This is a genomic window from Nocardioides sp., assembly GCF_044226305.1.
Classification (GTDB): Bacteria; Actinomycetota; Actinomycetes; order Propionibacteriales; family Nocardioidaceae; genus Nocardioides.
In genome coordinates, this window is record NZ_JBGAHF010000003.1 from 1 (window position 1) to 15,543 (window position 15,543).

A 15,543-nucleotide genomic window follows, 5' to 3' on the forward strand; every position below is an offset into this window, starting at 1 on the left:
GCTCTACCGCTCCGAACACGCCCGCAGAGCAGCGCTGGCAGGATGGCTCCACGAGTACAACCACCACCGGCCCCACACCGCGATCGGCGGGTCAGCACCCATCACCAGGTTGACCAACCTCACCGATCAGTACAGCTAGCGTGGGCCACATGAGGAGCGCGCACACGGTCGAGCAGGTGCGGGCGGCGGAGGCGGCGCTGATGAGCCGGCTGCCGGAGGGTGTGCTCATGCAGCGGGCGGCGGCGGGGCTGGCCTACGCCGTGCTCGACCTGCTCGGCTCGGCGTACGGCCGCCGGGTGCTGCTGCTCGTCGGGTCGGGCGACAACGGCGGCGACGCGCTGTACGCCGGCGCCATGCTCGCCCGCCGCGGGGTGCAGGTCGAGGCGTGGCTGCTGTCGGACCGCGCACACGAGGGTGGCGTCCAGGCGCTGCGGCAGGCCGGTGGCCGGACGATCACCGGCAACCCGACCCGGCCGGACCTCGTGGTCGACGGGATCGTCGGCATCGGCGGCCGCGGCGGGCTGCGTCCCGAGGCCCAGGCGGCGCTGGCCGCGGTCGAGGGCGTGCCGGTCGTCGCCGTGGACACCCCCAGCGGCGTCGAGGTCGACTCCGGCGAGATCACCGGGCCGCACGTGACCGCCGCGGTCACGGTCACCTTCGGCACCCACAAGACCTGCCACCTCGTCGACCCCGGTGCGCGCGCGGCCGGGGCCGTGCACCTCGTCGACATCGGCCTGGACCTCCCCGCGGCGCCGGTCGAGGCCCTCCAGCCCGCCGACGTCGCCGCCCTGCTCCCGCGGCCCGCCCCGGACGCCCAGAAGTACCTCCGCGGCGTCGTGGGGGTCCGGGCCGGCAGCTCGCAGTACCCCGGCGCCGCCCTGCTCAGCGTCGCCGGCGCCGCGACCGGCCTGTGCGGCATGGTGCGCTACGTCGGCGAGCCGGCCGTCGCCGACCGGGTCCGGCAGGCGCACCCGGAGGTCGTGGGCGAAGGACGCGTGCAGGCCTGGGTGGTCGGCTCCGGCGGTGGCGACCACGCCGGCGAGGAGCTGGCCGCCGCGCTCGAGGACGGCGTGCCGGTCGTGGTCGACGCGGACGCGCTCCAGCACGTCCGTGGCCCGGTCCCCAACGCGGTCCTCACCCCGCACGCGGGGGAGCTGGCCGCGATGCTCGGCGCCGAGCGCGACGACGTCGAGAGCCGGCCGCTCCACCACGCCCGCCTCGCGGCCGAGCGGTACGGCGGCACCGTGCTCCTCAAGGGCCGGCACACCCTCGTCGCCACCCCCGACGGTCGGGTGCGCGTGACCACCACCGGCACCCCCTGGCTGGCGACCGCCGGGGCCGGCGACGTGCTCGGCGGGCTGATCGGCGCGCTGCTCGCGGCCGGCCTGCCGCCGTACGACGCCGCGTCGGTCGGCTCCTGGCTGCACGGGGCCGCGGCGACCCCTCGCCGGCCGCGGCGGTCCGCTGGTCGCGAGCGCGGTGGCGACCGCCGTCCCGGACGCCGTGCGGGGGTTGCCGACCCGGTGATGGGAGAATCTCGGGCATGAGCCCCGTGCCGGATCCGCGCGCGAGATCGTCGTCGATCTCGGCGCGATCCGCCACAACGTGCGCACGCTGCGGGCGCTGACGGGCGTAGCGTCGATGACGGTGGTCAAGGCCGACGGCTACGGCCACGGGATGGTCGAGGCGGCGGGCGCCGCCCGCGCTGCGGGCTCGGAGTGGGTCGGCGTCGCGACCATCGACGAGGCGCTGGCGCTGCGGGCCGCGGGCGACGAGGGCCGGCTGCTGTGCTGGCTGACCGTCCCCGGCGAGGACTGGGCGGCCGCGATCGACGCCGGCGTCGACGTCACCGCCTACACCGTCGCCGAGCTCGACGAGATCGCCGCCACCGGACGGCCGGCGCGGGTCCAGCTCAAGGTCGACACCGGCCTGTCCCGCGGCGGGGCCGCGCTCGCCGACTGGTCGGCCGTCGTCGCGCGGGCCCGGGCCGGCGAGCGGGACGGCAGCTGGCGGGTCACCGGGGTCTGGTCCCACCTCGCCGCCAGCGACGAGCCGTCCCACCCGGCCAACGACGCCCAGGAGCGGGCCTTCCGTGAGGCTCTCGAGGTCGCCGAGTCGGCCGGGCTCGCCCCGGAGGTGCGCCACCTCGCCAACTCCGCCGCCGGCATCCTGCGCCCGTCGAGCCGGTTCGACCTGGTGCGCTTCGGCCTCGCGTCGTACGGCCTGGACCCCGCACCCGGCGAGACGCCCGACCTGGGCCTGCGGCCGGCGATGACGGTCCGTGCGCGGCTGGCGATGGTCAAGCCGATCGCGGCCGGCGCCGGTGTCTCCTACGGCCACACCTGGCACGCCGACACCGACACCACGGTGGGCCTGGTGCCCGTCGGGTACGGCGACGGCATCCCGCGCCACGCGAGCAACGCCGCCCACGTGCTGGTCGACGGCAAGCAGCGGGCGATGCGGGGCCGGGTCTGCATGGACCAGTTCGTCGTCGACCTCGACGGCGACCTGCCCGCGCCGGGCACCGAGGTGCTGATCCTCGGCCCGGGCACCCACGGCGAGCCGACCGCCCAGGACTGGGCCGAGGCCGCCGGCACCATCTCGTACGAGATCGTCACCCGCATCGGCGGGCGGATGCGACGGAGGACAGTCGGAGCATGAGGGCCCGCACCCACCTGATCGGCGCCACGGCCACCGCGATCGTGGCCGCCGCGGCGACCGCCGGCGCCGCGACCCTGCAGCGCCGGGCGATCAGCCGCCGCCACCCCGACGACAACCCGCCGTTCGGGGCGCTGCGCAGCGACCCGGTGATCGGGGGCGCCGACGCCGGCCCAGCGCGAGCACTACCGCGGCCGGGTGCGGGCGGTCTACTACGACCAGCGCTCGCACGGCCGGTCCGGCCGGTCGCCGATCGGCCACGCCAACATCGACCAGCTGGGCCACGACCTGCGCGCCGTGCTCGAGCACGTCGTGCCCGAGGGGCCGGTGGTGCTCGTCGGCCACTCGATGGGCGGCATGACGATCGTCGCGCTGGCCGAGCAGCACCCCGAGCTGTTCGGCGACCGCGTCGTCGGGACGGCGCTGGTCTCGACGACCGCCGGCGGCCTCGACGTGAGCCGGATCCTGTTCCCGATGGTGCCGGGCTGGGCGGGTGCCACCCCGGTGCGCCGGGGCGTCGCCACGCTCGCCCGCGGGCACCGCGCCGTCGACGGCGTCCGGCGCCTGGGGCGCAACGTCGCCCTCGTGGCGACCGACCAGCTCGCCTTCGGCGACGACGTCCCGGCGTCGTACGTCACCTTCGTCGACCAGATGCTCTCCGCGACGCCGTTCGAGGTGGTCGCGGAGTTCTTCCCGGGCTTCAGCGAGCTCGACAAGTTCGACCACGTGGGCATCCTGGGGCGGGTCCCGACCGCGGTCATCTGCGGCACCGACGACAAGCTCACCTCGATCGGCCACAGCCGCAAGCTGCAGGCCCGGATCGACGGCGCGACACTGCTGGAGTGCCACGGCGCCGGCCACATGGTGATCCTGGAGCGTTACGACGAGGTCAACGGCGAGCTGGACAAGCTGCTCGCGGCGACGGGGACCGTCGCGTGACGGTCGACGTGACGCGGGTCGGTCCGGACGCCGCCGCGCAGGTGTTCGCGGTCGTGCACGCCGCGTTCGCCGCGCGCCCGCCGCTCGACCCGCCCGCCGCGGCGCTGCAGGAGACCGAGGAGACGATGGCGGCGCGGCTGGCCGCGCACGGAGGGCTGCTCGCCTGCCTGGACGGCCAGCCGGTCGGGGCGCTGGTGCTCGACCCGGTCGGCAGCACCACCTACCTGCGCCGGTTCGGCGTCAGCCCGCAGGCCCAGGGGCACGGCGTGGCCGCAGCACTGATCGAGGCCGCGGTCGAGGCCGCGGAGGGCTCCGACGACCTGACCGTCGTCGCGCGGGAGGAGCTGCCCGAGACCGTCCGGTTCTGGGAGCGCCAGGGCTTCCGTGAGATCCGCCGCGACCCCCCGAACGTCGAGCTCCGCCGGCCGCTGCGCACCCACGTCGTGCAGGTGCCCGACGCCGAGGCGATGCGCGGGCTCGGCCGCTCGCTGGCCGGCCAGCTCGCGCCCGGCGACCTGATCGTGCTCAGCGGCGAGCTCGGTGCCGGCAAGACGACGTTCACCCAGGGGCTCGGCGCCGGGCTGGGCGTGCGCGGCGACATCACCTCGCCGACGTTCGTGATCGCCCGGGTGCACCCCTCGACGGTCGGCGGCCCGGACCTGGTGCACGTCGACGCCTACCGGCTGGCCGGCCTCGACGAGCTCGACGACCTCGACCTGGACGCCTCGCTCGACGAGGCGGTCACCGTGGTGGAGTGGGGCGAGGGGCTGGCCGAGGGGCTTTCGGAGTCGCGGCTCGAGGTCGCAATCGTCCGCGGCGACGCCCCGCATCACGGCCTCGACCCGCGCCGGGTCGAGATCACACCGGTGGGCCCACGCTGGCACGCACTCTCCTTCAGGGGGCTCGGATGAAGCTCGTGATCGTCACCGGATCGGGGCGCAGCGGCACGAGCAGCGTCGCCGGGACCCTCAAGCGGCTCGGGCTGCACGTGCCACAGCCGGAGGTGGAGGCCGACGAGTCGAACCCGCGCGGCTACTACGAGCCGCTCTGGGTGACCGAGTTCCACAAGGAGCTGCTCAACCCGATCCCGGTCCGCACCATCGACTCGCGCCCGACCGCGATGGAGCGGGCCGCCGCGGCGGTCACCCCCGAGGTCGAGGAGCGGCTGCGCGCATGGCTCTCGGGCGAGCTCGACCACCCGCAGGTGGTGATCAAGGACCCGCGCGAGTTTTGGGTGCACGACCTGTGGCTGCGGGTGGCCGGCCAGCTCGGCGCCGAGGTGACGACGCTGACGATGCTGCGGCACCCCACCGAGGTCGTGCGCAGCCGCGACACGGCGTACCTCACCGAGCAGGCGCCCGGCTTCCGGCGGCAGCGCGAGACGACCAACGTCGCCGCCTGGGTCAACGCCGCGTTCGAGACCGAGCGCACCACCCGCGGGCACCGGCGGGCGTTCGTGCCGTACGCCGACCTGGTCGGTGACTGGCGGACGGCGATGACCCGCGCGGCCGAGCAGCTCGACATCGTCATCGGCGACCTGACGCCCCCGCACCCGGTGGACGAGTTCGTCGACGCCCGGCTCAACCGCTCCCAGGTCACCTGGGACGACCTCGAGGTCGCCCCCCAGCTGCGCGACCTGGCCGACCGGACCTGGGCGGCGATGAACACGCTGGTCACCGCCCCGCACGACGAGACGGCGATCGCCGACCTCGCGGTGCTGCGCGAGGAGTACGTCGTCATGTACGAGTTCGCCGCCGCGATCGCTCTCGACGAGACCACGGCCCAGGTCGGCCAGGTGCGGCGCAACCTCAACCGCCGGCTGGACAACAAGCAGCGGCGCATCGACGAGCTGAAGGCGCGCCTCGGCGAGGGGTCGTGAGACCGGTCCCGGCGCTGGGGCCGTCGGTCGCGGGCCGCTGCGCGCCATTGCTCGGTCTGGCCCGACTTACCGTCCGGTAACCGGTCCCTCTGCCAGCAATTGAACGGAAACGACCCGCTCCCGCGACGGGGGACCGGCTCAGAGCTCCCAGGGTGCCGCGACGGGGAAGTAGGTCTCGAAGAACTCCGCGAGCAGCTCCTCGAGCCGGGCGACCGGCATCGCGTAGTCGTGGTGGTCGCCGAGGCAGAAGAAGTCCTGCTCGCGGCGCAGCAGCTGGCGCAGCTGGCGGCCCAGGTCGCTGTTGCTGAGGTTGACGAACTCGAACGCCGCCTCGCCGACGTAGGCCGTCCCGGTGGTCAGCCCGTAGTGCTGGCCCAGCGAGCTCAGCACCGCGAGGTCGGTGTCGGAGCGGAACGGCGCCCGCGCCGTCCGGGCGACCTCGTCGGAGAAGCGGCGCTCGATCTCGTCGAGGACCGACCTCCGGTGCGGGTGCGGCGTGTGCGCGAGGTTGTTGGTGGTGGTGACGCCGAACGCCTCCTGGATCAGCCGCCGGTTGTTCCACGCGGCCCGCACGAACGGCGCCGCCCCGGGCAGGTCGTCGAGGCCGATCGTCGTCGGCGACATGAAGGCCGCGAAGAGGCCGGCGGGGCTGAAGAAGATCTCCGGCCGCACGGGCCGGCCGAGGAAGACGTCGTCGTTGAAGTAGACCCAGTGCTCGCTGAGGTCCGGCACGTGGTGCAGCGCGGTCTCGATGGCGTGCGAGTTGAACGTCGGCAGCGCGTCGGCCGGCAGGATGTCGCGGTGGCCGAGGACGGTGATCTGCGGGTGCGAGGTGTCCAGCCACCCGGGCACCTGGCCCGCGGTGACCAGGTGGATGTGGCGCACCCACGGCGCGAAGAGGTGCAGGCTGCGCATCGAGTAGCGCAGCTCGTCGCGGGACATGAACCGCGCCCGGCCGCTGGACTCCCGGGTCAGGGCGGTGCCGGTCAGCCGGGCCAGGCGCTCCTCGCGCAGGTCGTTCCAGGCCGGGTCGTCGCCGTCGACCCAGGTGTAGACGACGTCGACGGGGAAGGTGCACTCGTTGACGGTCGGCTGCGTCATCAGCGGCAGCGTGCGGACCGGGACCCCCTCGATCTCGACGTCGACCGTGGTGGTCACGGCGCTGCGGGGGATCCGGCGGGCGTAGCGGTTGGGGCCGGGGGAGACGAGCTCGCCGTCGACGCTGGTCTCCCAGAACTGGACGCTCACCCCGCAGCCCTGGCCGAGCAGGCTGGCGTCCTCGCCGTGCTCGGGCCAGGGCTCGAGGTAGAGCCGGCCCCGCCGGCCGCGGCGCAGGTCGGTCGCGAGCTCGGCGACGACACCGCGGCGCTCGGGCCAGCCGGAGTTGTCGGGGTCGCGCAGGGAGAGGTACGGCGGCAGGTCGGTCGCCGCCAGCCGCTCGAGGAACGCGTCGCGCCGGTCCATCGGCAGCACCACGGCCGGGTCCGTCGACTCGTGCGCGGGGATCACGAACCACTCGTCGGTGACGGCGCGGACCGTGTCGACCGCGGCGGCCAGGGCGGCACGTCGGGCGGCCTGGGGCGTCACGCCGGAGATGTCGACCGCGGGGGCCGCCTCGGGCGGGCGGCGCCGGGGCGCGGTGGCGCGGGCGGCGACCCGGCCCAGGGCCCCGCGCCGGGCACGGGCGTCGGCGAAGATCGCGACCCACTGCTCGGCCAGCGCCATCGCGTCGTACTGGTGGGCGGTGTGGACCGCCCCGGCCCCGAGCCGGTGTCGGAGCTCGTCGTCGGAGGCGACCCGCAGCAGGGCGGTGGCGAGCCCGGCGACCGAGTCCGGGGCGACCAGCAGCCCGTTGACCTCGTGCCGGATGATCTCGCGCGGCCCCGACGGGCTGTCCATGCTGACGACCGGCACGCCGGCCGCCATCGCCTCCTGCACGACCAGGGGGAAGCCCTCGGCACGGGAGGCGAGCGCGGCGATGCCCGCGCGCGCCCACTCGCTGGCCATGTCGGTGGTGCTGCCGGGGAGCTCGACCCGGTCGTGGAGGCCGAACTTGCGGGCCTGGCGGCGGATCTCGTTGCGCTGGGCGCCCTCGCCCAGGATCCGCAGCCGCCACTCGGGCAGCTGGTCGGCGATCTCCCCGAACGCCTGCACCAGCCGGGTGAACTGCTTCTCCATGACCAGCCGGCCCGCCGAGACGATGAGCGGGTTGTCCAGCCGCGAGCGGGGCGTGAAACCGATCGGCAGCGGGTTGGGCATCACCACGATCTCGGGGGCGACCTCGCCGAGCTGCTCGCGCAGCCAGTCCGCGTTGGTCGGCGTCAGCATCGCGACGACGTCCGCGCGCGGGGCGAACGCCAGCAGCGGCTCGAGCCCCGACGTGCGGTCGGAGGACGAGCGGTGCTCCTGGTGGACGAGCACGGCGGGGTCCGGGACCAGCTCGGTCACCGCGGCGAGCAGGGCCGGCGTGACCGTGACGACCACGTCGACGTCGAGCGCGGGCAGCGCCTCGGCCATCGCCACGTCGGTGAGCGCGGAGAACTGGCCGTCCCAGCGCGCCGGCACCAGGACCGAGGGGCGCTCGTGCAGCGTCGCGGCCGCCCGGTCGGCCGCGAGCGTCTCCTCGCGCACGTCGGCGAGGTAGTCCACGGCGATCCGCGGGTCGATGTCGTAGTGCGGCTCGTCGGCGCTGCGGGTGACGCTCACCAGGCGCACGTCGTGGTCGCCCGCGAGCGCGTTGGCCTGGGTCACGGCCGAGCGGGAGGTCCCGCCCATCCCGTCGAGGTTGAAGACGACGTAGGCGATCCGCATCAGGCCTCGTCCTCGTCCTCGTCGACGATCCGGGCGAACAGCGCGACGTCCGGGCCCCAGCGCAGCCGCAGCCGGGCGTGCCCCGTCTCCTCGCTGGTCAGCACCGGCAGCAGGACCGCGCTGTTGGGGGCGACCAGGTCGTTCGCGCGGCGGCGCAGCGGCAGGTCCCCGACCTGGAGGCGGACCAGCTGACCCGTCCCCTCCGGCAGGCCGGCCTCGGTCAGCACCGCCACCGAGCGGTCGCCCTCACGGGTCAGCGGGTACGACGCCAGCACGGTCTCCTCCTCGACCAGGTCGAGCCGGTCGGCGTCGGTGGCCGCGAACGTGACGCGCACGCTCGTCGGGTCCTCCGCGAGGTCGAGGACCTCGATCCCGGGTGCGGGCCGTCGGCGACGCACGCGGAGCATCCCCTCCGCGGTCCGGATCATGGCGAGCTGCCAGCGGCCGTCACGGCTCGGCGGCACCCGGGTGGGGCGGCGGGGGAACGGCGCGACCCAGACCTGCCGCGGCTCCCGGCCGCTGCCCGGCACCAGCACCACGTCGTACCCGCCGGCGTCGCCGGGGGTGCTCTCGAGGATCTCGCGCAGGTCGGCGCGGACCGAGCGGTAGGTGGGGTCGTCCTCGGGGAGGTCGCTGGTCAGCGGGTGCACCTGCCCGTCGTCGTCGCGCAGCGCCAGGGTGCCCGGCGCCGCCTCGACGGCGAGCCACAGCGTCTGGCCGTCGAGGATGCCGACGTACGCCGCGACCGGGCTGCCCGGCGGCGGGCCGGGCGGGGGCGGAGGGCCGTCGGGAGCAGGCGGTGCCTCCTCGGCGGCGCGACGGAGCCGAGTCGTCAGCCTCACGTGTCAGAACCCCGTGACGCCCTCGTTGCCGTAGCCCTCGGCCTGCTGGTCGAAGGTCTCGTGCTCGAGCAGGTGCAGGATCGGCACGCCGAGGCGTCGCCGGGCCTTGGAGGTCCAGTCGAGGTGGAAGAACTCGGACACGACGTGCGGGCGGGTCAAGATGATCGCCTCGCGGCCGTCCACCTCGGCCAGCTTCGCGGCGAGCGCGTCGATCGGCAGGTCGGTCACGATCTGGCCTCGGGCCGTGGCCCCGCTCGCACGCAGCGCCTCGAGGGTCTCGTGCAGCTCGCTGTCGGAGCGGTCCTCGCAGTCCTTGCGGACCGCCTCGAGGTCGACCTCGCTCATCGGCATCGTCGGGGAGGCCAGCATGTCGCCCGCGGTCAGGGACCCCATCGCGGACTCGATCCGGGCCGCGGCGTCCTCCAGCGGCAGCAGCACGTGGTAGGTCACCGGCTGCTCGAGCCCCTCGTGCAAGGAGTGCACCTGGGCCGCGTCCTGCGCGCTCAGGGCCTGCTCGATGAGGAGGACGACGTCGTAGTCCTCGGTGCTGCTGTTCTCGGACATGTCCGTGCCTTCCTTAGTCGACGCGGAGAACACTAGCGAGGTCGTAGGAGACCGGTTCGTCCAGTTGGTCGTAACCGCACGACTCGGGGTCGCGGTCGGGCCGCCAGCGGCGGAACTGGGCGGTGTGGCGGAACCGGTTGCCCTCCATGTGGTCGTAGGCGACCTCGACCACCCGCTCGGGCCGCAGCGGCGTGAACGAGAGGTCCTTGCCCTGGCTCCAGCGGCTCTGGGTGCCCGGGACGCGGTCCGGGTTGGCGGTCAGGAACTCCTGCCAGCGACCCCACGGGTGGTCCTCGATCGGCACGACCAGCGGCTGGAGCTCCTCGAACAGCTCGGCCCGCCGCTTCTCGGTGAAGCTGGCGCTCACGCCGATGTGCTGGAGGTCCCCGTCGCGGTAGAGCCCGAGCAGCAGGCTGCCGAGCAGCCGCCGCTCGGGCGTGCTGGTCTTGTGCTCGCGGTAGCCGGCGACCACCACGTCGGCGGTGCGCTCGTGCTTGATCTTGAGCATGCTGCGCGCGTTCGGCTGGTACGGCGTCGCCAGCGGCTTGGCGACCACCCCGTCCAGACCGGCACCCTCGAACTGGCGGAACCACTCCTCCGCCAGGGCCGGGTCGGTGGTCGTGCGGGTGAGGAAGCAGGGGCCGGCGAGCCCGGCGAGCGCCTGCTCGAGGGCCGCCCGGCGCTCGGCGAACGGCCGGTCGACGTACGACTCGTCACCGAGCGCGAGGAGGTCGAAGGCGACGTACGACGCCGGCGTCTTCTCGGCGAGCATGTCGATGCGCGACTTCGCCGGGTGGATCCGCTCCTGGAGCACCTCGAACTCGAGCCGGCTCTGCCCGTCGGGTGGGGCGATCGCCACGAAGATCTCGCCGTCGAGCACGCAGCGCTCGGGCAGCTGCTCGCGCATCGCCGCGACGACCTCGGGGAAGTAGCGGGTCAACGGCTTGGTGTTGCGGCTGGCCAGCTCGACCTCGTCGCCGTCCTTGAAGACCAGGCACCGGAACCCGTCCCACTTGGGCTCGAAGCTGAGCTCCCCGACCTTGGCCGGGTCGGGGATGCCCTTGACCGACTTCGCGAGCATCGGCTGGACGGGCGGCATCACGGGGAGGTCCACGCCGCCGAGGCTAGCCGCGTCCGGGCCGTCCCCCTAGGAGCGGCAGGACGAGGTGCTGGTCGACCTCGTGAGGGAGGGGCCGTCGAGCACGCCCGGCGAGCTGTTGAGCGGGAAGCCGCGCTGCCAGTCCGAGAGCAGCGTGGTGTTCGCCATCTCGTGGTCGTCGCTGCCGACCAGGCTCAGGCGCAGGGTCATCGGCACGCCCCCGGTGACCTCGCGTTCCTCGAGCACGCCGACGGGCCGGCTGTTCACGAACCAGGTGACGTGGTCGTCCATGAGCTCGACCGCGACGGCCGGTGCACTGTTCTCGAGGTTCCCGAGCCGGACCGTGCGGGACCACCGGGTCCGGTCCTGGGTGGCGCCGATCCGGGCGGTCCTCTGACCCTGCCGGACCTCGGCGACGGTGATGTTGTGGGCGCCGCAGTCGTAGTCCCGGGCCCGCTCGGGGACGAGCTCGGCGCGGACCAGGTACGGCGAGCCGCCGCTGCGGGTGACCGTCCTGAGCTTGAGCTCCCACCGGCCGTAGGGCTGGGCGTTGCCCTGCAGGGTGGTGGCGGTCGTGCCCCGGTTGCCACTGCCGTAGCGGTCGGTGCGCCCGCTCCACACCCCGAGCTGTCCGCTGCGCTTGGCGACCCGGCCGGTGCCGCCGAGGTACTCGGTCCACTCGCCCTGGGGGCGCGAGCCCCGCCACGGCGGGGAGGTCAGGGACTCGCCGGAGGTCCAGTCGAAGTCGAAGATCGGGTAGCCCCACCGCCACCGGAGGGCCGCAGTCGTCGCGGCCCGCTGCGCGGGGACCGGGGGCGTGGCGTCCGGCGTCGCTCGAAGGGGCCGGGCCGGCGTACGGGTGGGCGCCGGCCGGCCGGTCGGGTCCACGGAGTCGAAGTAGGTCGGGAACGAGGGGTACCAGCCGATCTGGTCGAGGCCGCCGGTCAGGTCGGCCTCGATCACCCGGTAGACGGGGTTCCCGATGCTCGACGTGATGTCCAGGAAGCGGCCCTCGCCCGACGGCCCCACCGCGGTGACGCCGACGGGGAGCCACCTGGTCGCGTCGACCCGCCGTTCCAGGGTCAGCACCCGGCCGGGGAACACGGGCATCCCCGCGGCCGGGGTCGTGTCCGCCACGATCGTGAACGGCAGGCCGGCGGCGACCCGCGTGGTGGGGGTCCGCCCCGCTCCGCGGAGCAGGGGCTGCTCGGCCCACAGGACGACGTCCTGCTGGGCGGGGAAGAGGTCGAGCTTCTGGGTCGCGTACCTGCCCGACTTCACCCGGAACCCGATGTCGATCATGTCCGGGGCCGGGTAGTGGAACGAGAACGAGCCGTCGGCGTTCGTCCGGGCCGAGAACCCCTGGACGTCGATCCAGGTGTCGCCGGGACGGTTCAGGAAGCGCTGCAGGGTGATGGTGCGCACCCCCCGGTGTGGGAGCCGGCCGGTCCAGGTGAGCGACTGGCCACCGACGAACCGGGCGGGGGAGACGGCGAGCGTCCCCGTGCCGGCTGCCTGCTGCCCGCGGGAGGTCGGGGCGGCCAGGGTCGACCCGGTCGCCGGCGATCCGGGGGACACGAGGGCTCCGGCCAGGGCGATCGCGAGCAGGGTGGCCAGCGTGGCCAGCGACGTCGATCTGCGCGTCCTCACGGTGCACCTCCAGCGACCCGAGCGTGGCGGGCGTGCCCGCCCGGGGACCGTAACTCGGTGGGAGCCCCCGTGTTCGTGATTCGGCGAGACCGCCGCCGGGGCGCGTGCGGGCGCGGTCGACCCTGAGCCTGGGGACTGCCGAACAGACAATCCCCGGTTGGTCTGCCGGGCTGTGCGTGCCGCCCCGCCAGGCGGGCCCTAGCCTGGGGGCTGCCTAACAGACAATCCCCGGTTGGTCTGCCGGGCTGTGCGTGCCGCCCCGCCAGGCGGGCCCTAGCCTTGGGGGCCTATCCCCGGTTGGTCTGCCGGGCGGAGCTGCCAGCCCCGCCAGGCGGGCCGCAGGGATGCGATCCCCGGTTGGTCTGCCGGGCTGTGCGTGCCGCCCCGCCAGGCGGGCCCTAGCCTTGGGGGCCTATCCCCGGTTGGTCTGCCGGCAGGGCCCGCCTGACTTTGAATCAGGACTAGCGACGTAGGTTCGACTCCTACCCGGGGAGCATGAGCGCAGAGCTGAGCGCGGGCACGAACCCGCGGCTGACCGTCGTCGTCCTGGCCGCGGGTGGGGGGACCCGGATGAGGTCCAAGACGATGAAGGTGCTGCACCCGATCGCGGGGCGCAGCATGATCGGCCACGTCCTCGCCGCGGCCCGCGCGACCGGGCCGGAGCGGATCGTGGCGGTGGTCGGGCACCAGCGCGAGCAGGTGGCCGCGCACATCCAGGAGATCGAGCCGGACGCCGTGCTCGCGGTCCAGGAGGAGCAGCTCGGCACCGGGCACGCCGTACGGATGGCGGTGGAGGCGGCGGGCTCGATCGAGGGCACCGTGCTGGTGGCGTACGGCGACACCCCACTGCTCGAGGGTGAGTCGCTCCGCTCCTTCGCGGCCGAGCACGAGGCCGCGCAGTGCGCGGTGAGCATCCTCAGCGGCATCGTCGACGACCCGTTCGGCTACGGGCGGGTGCTCCGCAACGCGGAGGGCGACGTCGAGGCGATCGTCGAGGAGAAGGACGCCACCGCGGCGCAGCGGGAGGTCCGCGAGATCAACTCGGGGATCCTCGCTCTCGACGCCGACTTCCTGCTCGGCGCGCTGCCGCGGATCGGCAACGACAACGCCAAGGGCGAGTACTACCTCACCGACGTGGTGGCGATCGCGCGCGAGGACGGGCTGACCGTCGGGGCGTACCCGATCGCCGACGTGATGCAGACCGAGGGCGTCAACGACCGGGCCCAGCTGGCCCGGATGGGTGCCGAGATGAACCGGCGGATCGTGGACCGCTGGATGCGCGAGGGCGTCACCGTGATGGACCCGGCCACGACCTGGATCGACGCCGGCGTGACGCTGGAGCCGGACGTGACGATCCTGCCGGGGGTCCAGCTGCTCGGCGCGACCGCGGTCGCCGAGGACGCGGTCGTCGGCCCGGACTGCACTCTCAAGGACTGCGAGATCGGCAGCGGCGCCCGCGTCGTCCGCACGCACGGGGAGCTCGCGGTGGTCGGGGCCGGGGCGAACGTCGGCCCGTTCTCCTACATGCGACCGGGGACCACCCTCGGCGCCGGCGGCAAGATCGGCGGGTTCGTCGAGACCAAGAACGCCACCATCGGCGAGGGTGCCAAGGTCCCGCACCTGTCGTACGTCGGCGACGCGGAGATCGGGGAGGGCACCAACATCGGGGCCGGCACGATCTTCGCCAACTACGACGGGGTGCGGAAGCACCGCACCACGGTCGGCCGCCAGGCCCGGACCGCCTCGAACAACACGTTCGTGGCCCCGGTGACCATCGGCGACGGCGCGGGGACGGGCGCCGGCACCGTCGTCCGCGAGGACGTGCCGCCGGGGGCGCTCGCCGTCTCCAGCGGCCCGCAGCGCAACATCGAGGGTTGGGCGCTGCGCAAGCGCGCCGGCACCGCCCAGGCCGAGGCGGCCGAGGCCGCGCTGGGCACCCGACCGGCAGGTGAACAGGACGTGGCAGAATCCTGAGTGACAACCCTCCTGGCGACCGAGGAGCTGTTCGCGTGACCGGATACAAGAAGACCACCGAGAAGAACCTGATGGTCTTCAGCGGCCGGGCCCACCCCGAGCTGTCCCAGGAGGTGGCGACCCTGCTGGGCACCGAGCTGGTGCCGCAGTCGGCGTACGAGTTCGCGAACTCCGAGATCTACATCCGCTACGAGGAGTCGGTCCGCGGCTGCGACGCCTTCGTGATCCAGAGCCACACGGCGCCGATCAACGAGTGGATCATGGAGCACCTGATCATGGTCGACGCGCTCAAGCGCGCCTCGGCCAAGCGGATCACCGTGGTGATGCCGTTCTACGGCTACGCCCGCCAGGACAAGAAGCATAAGGGCCGCGAGCCGATCTCGGCCCGGCTGATGGCCGACCTGTTCAAGACCGCCGGCGCCGACCGGCTGATCACGGTCGACCTGCACGCCGACCAGATCCAGGGCTTCTTCGACGGCCCGGTCGACCACCTGATGGCGCTGCCGATCCTCGCCGACTACGTGCGGGAGAAGTACGGCCACCAGCCGCTGGCCGTGGTCTCCCCGGACGCCGGGCGGATCAAGGTCGCCGAGCGCTGGTCCTCGCGCCTCGGCGGAGCGCCGCTGGCGTTCATCCACAAGAGCCGCCGCATCGACCGGCCCAACGAGACCGTCGCCAACCGGGTCGTCGGCGACGTCAAGGGGCGCATGTGCGTGCTGGTCGACGACATGATCGACACCGGCGGCACGATCGTGAAGGCCGCGGACGCGATCATGGCCGAGGGAGCGGCCGGCGTGATCATCGCGGCCACCCACGCGATCCTCTCCGACCCTGCGGTCGACCGGCTGAAGAACTCCGCCGCGGCCGAGGTGGTCGTGACCAACACGCTGCCGCTGAGCCCCGACCGCGAGTTCGACAAGCTCACCTGCCTCTCGATCGCCCCGCTCGTCGCCCGCGCGATCCGCGAGGTCTTCGAGGACGGCTCGGTCACCTCGATGTTCGACGGGCAGTCCTAGCCGGTCCGGTCCCGCCCGGGACGTCATACGAACCGGTTGCCGGGGCGACGACCCCGTATGACGTCCGGCCCGGTCCGCCCGGGACGTCATCCGACCTGGTTGCCGGGGCGA

The 15,543-nt window shown here is 73.9% G+C and carries 13 protein-coding genes and 1 tRNA gene; 9 read left to right on the forward strand and 5 right to left on the reverse strand.

The features are described from left to right. The 6 genes from ACILQ5_RS04055 to ACILQ5_RS04080 all read left to right on the forward strand — a co-directional run. Nucleotides 1-139: integrase core domain-containing protein (locus ACILQ5_RS04055; protein WP_395656944.1), on the forward strand; the 139-nt coding region annotated here is incomplete at its 5' end. Between the two features lie 10 nt (nt 140-149). Further along, nucleotides 150-1,547 carry an NAD(P)H-hydrate dehydratase gene (locus tag ACILQ5_RS04060; RefSeq protein ID WP_395656694.1) on the forward strand — a complete coding sequence of 466 codons (1,398 nt, stop codon included), beginning with the start codon at nt 150-152 and terminating at the stop codon, nt 1,545-1,547. Between the two features lie 25 nt (nt 1,548-1,572). Beyond that, nucleotides 1,573-2,661, forward strand: coding sequence for an alanine racemase (alr, locus tag ACILQ5_RS04065; RefSeq protein WP_395656945.1), 1,089 nt, complete (start codon nt 1,573-1,575; stop codon nt 2,659-2,661). A 195-nt stretch (nt 2,662-2,856) separates the two neighbouring features. Continuing rightward, on the forward strand, nt 2,857-3,597 hold the full coding sequence (locus tag ACILQ5_RS04070; protein ID WP_395656695.1) for an alpha/beta fold hydrolase: 741 nt from the start codon (nt 2,857-2,859) through the stop codon (nt 3,595-3,597). Continuing rightward, nucleotides 3,594-4,508 carry a tRNA (adenosine(37)-N6)-threonylcarbamoyltransferase complex ATPase subunit type 1 TsaE gene (gene tsaE, locus ACILQ5_RS04075; protein WP_395656696.1) on the forward strand — a complete coding sequence of 305 codons (915 nt, stop codon included), beginning with the start codon at nt 3,594-3,596 and terminating at the stop codon, nt 4,506-4,508. Before ACILQ5_RS04070 ends, tsaE begins: the two co-directional genes overlap by 4 nt. Then, complete coding sequence (locus ACILQ5_RS04080) at nt 4,505-5,476, forward strand: sulfotransferase family protein (protein WP_395656697.1); 972 nt, start codon at nt 4,505-4,507, stop codon at nt 5,474-5,476. The genes tsaE and ACILQ5_RS04080 overlap by 4 nt, the downstream gene beginning before the upstream one ends. 138 nt (nt 5,477-5,614) lie before the next feature. On the opposite strand, the gene ACILQ5_RS04085 is transcribed toward ACILQ5_RS04080, so the two are convergent. Genes ACILQ5_RS04085 through ACILQ5_RS04105 form a run of 5 tightly spaced genes read right to left on the reverse strand, consistent with a single transcriptional unit; the run spans nt 5,615 to nt 12,442 of the window. Then, nucleotides 5,615-8,287: a stealth conserved region 3 domain-containing protein gene (locus ACILQ5_RS04085; protein WP_395656698.1), complete on the reverse strand. Its 2,673-nt coding sequence runs from the start codon at nt 8,285-8,287 to the stop codon at nt 5,615-5,617. After that, nucleotides 8,287-9,129 (reverse strand): hypothetical protein, encoded by an 843-nt coding sequence (locus ACILQ5_RS04090; protein ID WP_395656699.1) that lies wholly within the window; start codon nt 9,127-9,129, stop codon nt 8,287-8,289. The genes ACILQ5_RS04085 and ACILQ5_RS04090 overlap by 1 nt, the downstream gene beginning before the upstream one ends. 3 nt (nt 9,130-9,132) lie before the next feature. Then, nucleotides 9,133-9,693, reverse strand: a complete 561-nt coding sequence (locus tag ACILQ5_RS04095) for a hypothetical protein (RefSeq protein WP_395656700.1) — start codon at nt 9,691-9,693, stop codon at nt 9,133-9,135. A gap of 13 nt (nt 9,694-9,706) precedes the next feature. Continuing rightward, nucleotides 9,707-10,807, reverse strand: a complete 1,101-nt coding sequence (locus ACILQ5_RS04100) for an ATP-dependent DNA ligase (protein WP_395656701.1) — start codon at nt 10,805-10,807, stop codon at nt 9,707-9,709. A 33-nt stretch (nt 10,808-10,840) separates the two neighbouring features. Then, nucleotides 10,841-12,442, reverse strand: coding sequence for a hypothetical protein (locus ACILQ5_RS04105; RefSeq protein WP_395656702.1), 1,602 nt, complete (start codon nt 12,440-12,442; stop codon nt 10,841-10,843). 415 nt (nt 12,443-12,857) lie between these two features. On the opposite strand from ACILQ5_RS04105, the gene ACILQ5_RS04110 reads away from it, so the two are divergent. From ACILQ5_RS04110 to ACILQ5_RS04120, 3 genes are all read left to right on the forward strand, one after another. Then, nucleotides 12,858-12,936: transfer RNA gene (locus ACILQ5_RS04110), tRNA-Gln, on the forward strand. Nucleotide 12,937: 1 nt separating this feature from the next. After that, nucleotides 12,938-14,416, forward strand: coding sequence for a bifunctional UDP-N-acetylglucosamine diphosphorylase/glucosamine-1-phosphate N-acetyltransferase GlmU (gene glmU / locus ACILQ5_RS04115; RefSeq protein ID WP_395656703.1), 1,479 nt, complete (start codon nt 12,938-12,940; stop codon nt 14,414-14,416). Nucleotides 14,417-14,451: 35 nt separating this feature from the next. Then, complete coding sequence (locus ACILQ5_RS04120; protein WP_395656704.1) at nt 14,452-15,432, forward strand: ribose-phosphate diphosphokinase; 981 nt, start codon at nt 14,452-14,454, stop codon at nt 15,430-15,432. Nucleotides 15,433-15,543: the final 111 nt, after the last annotated feature.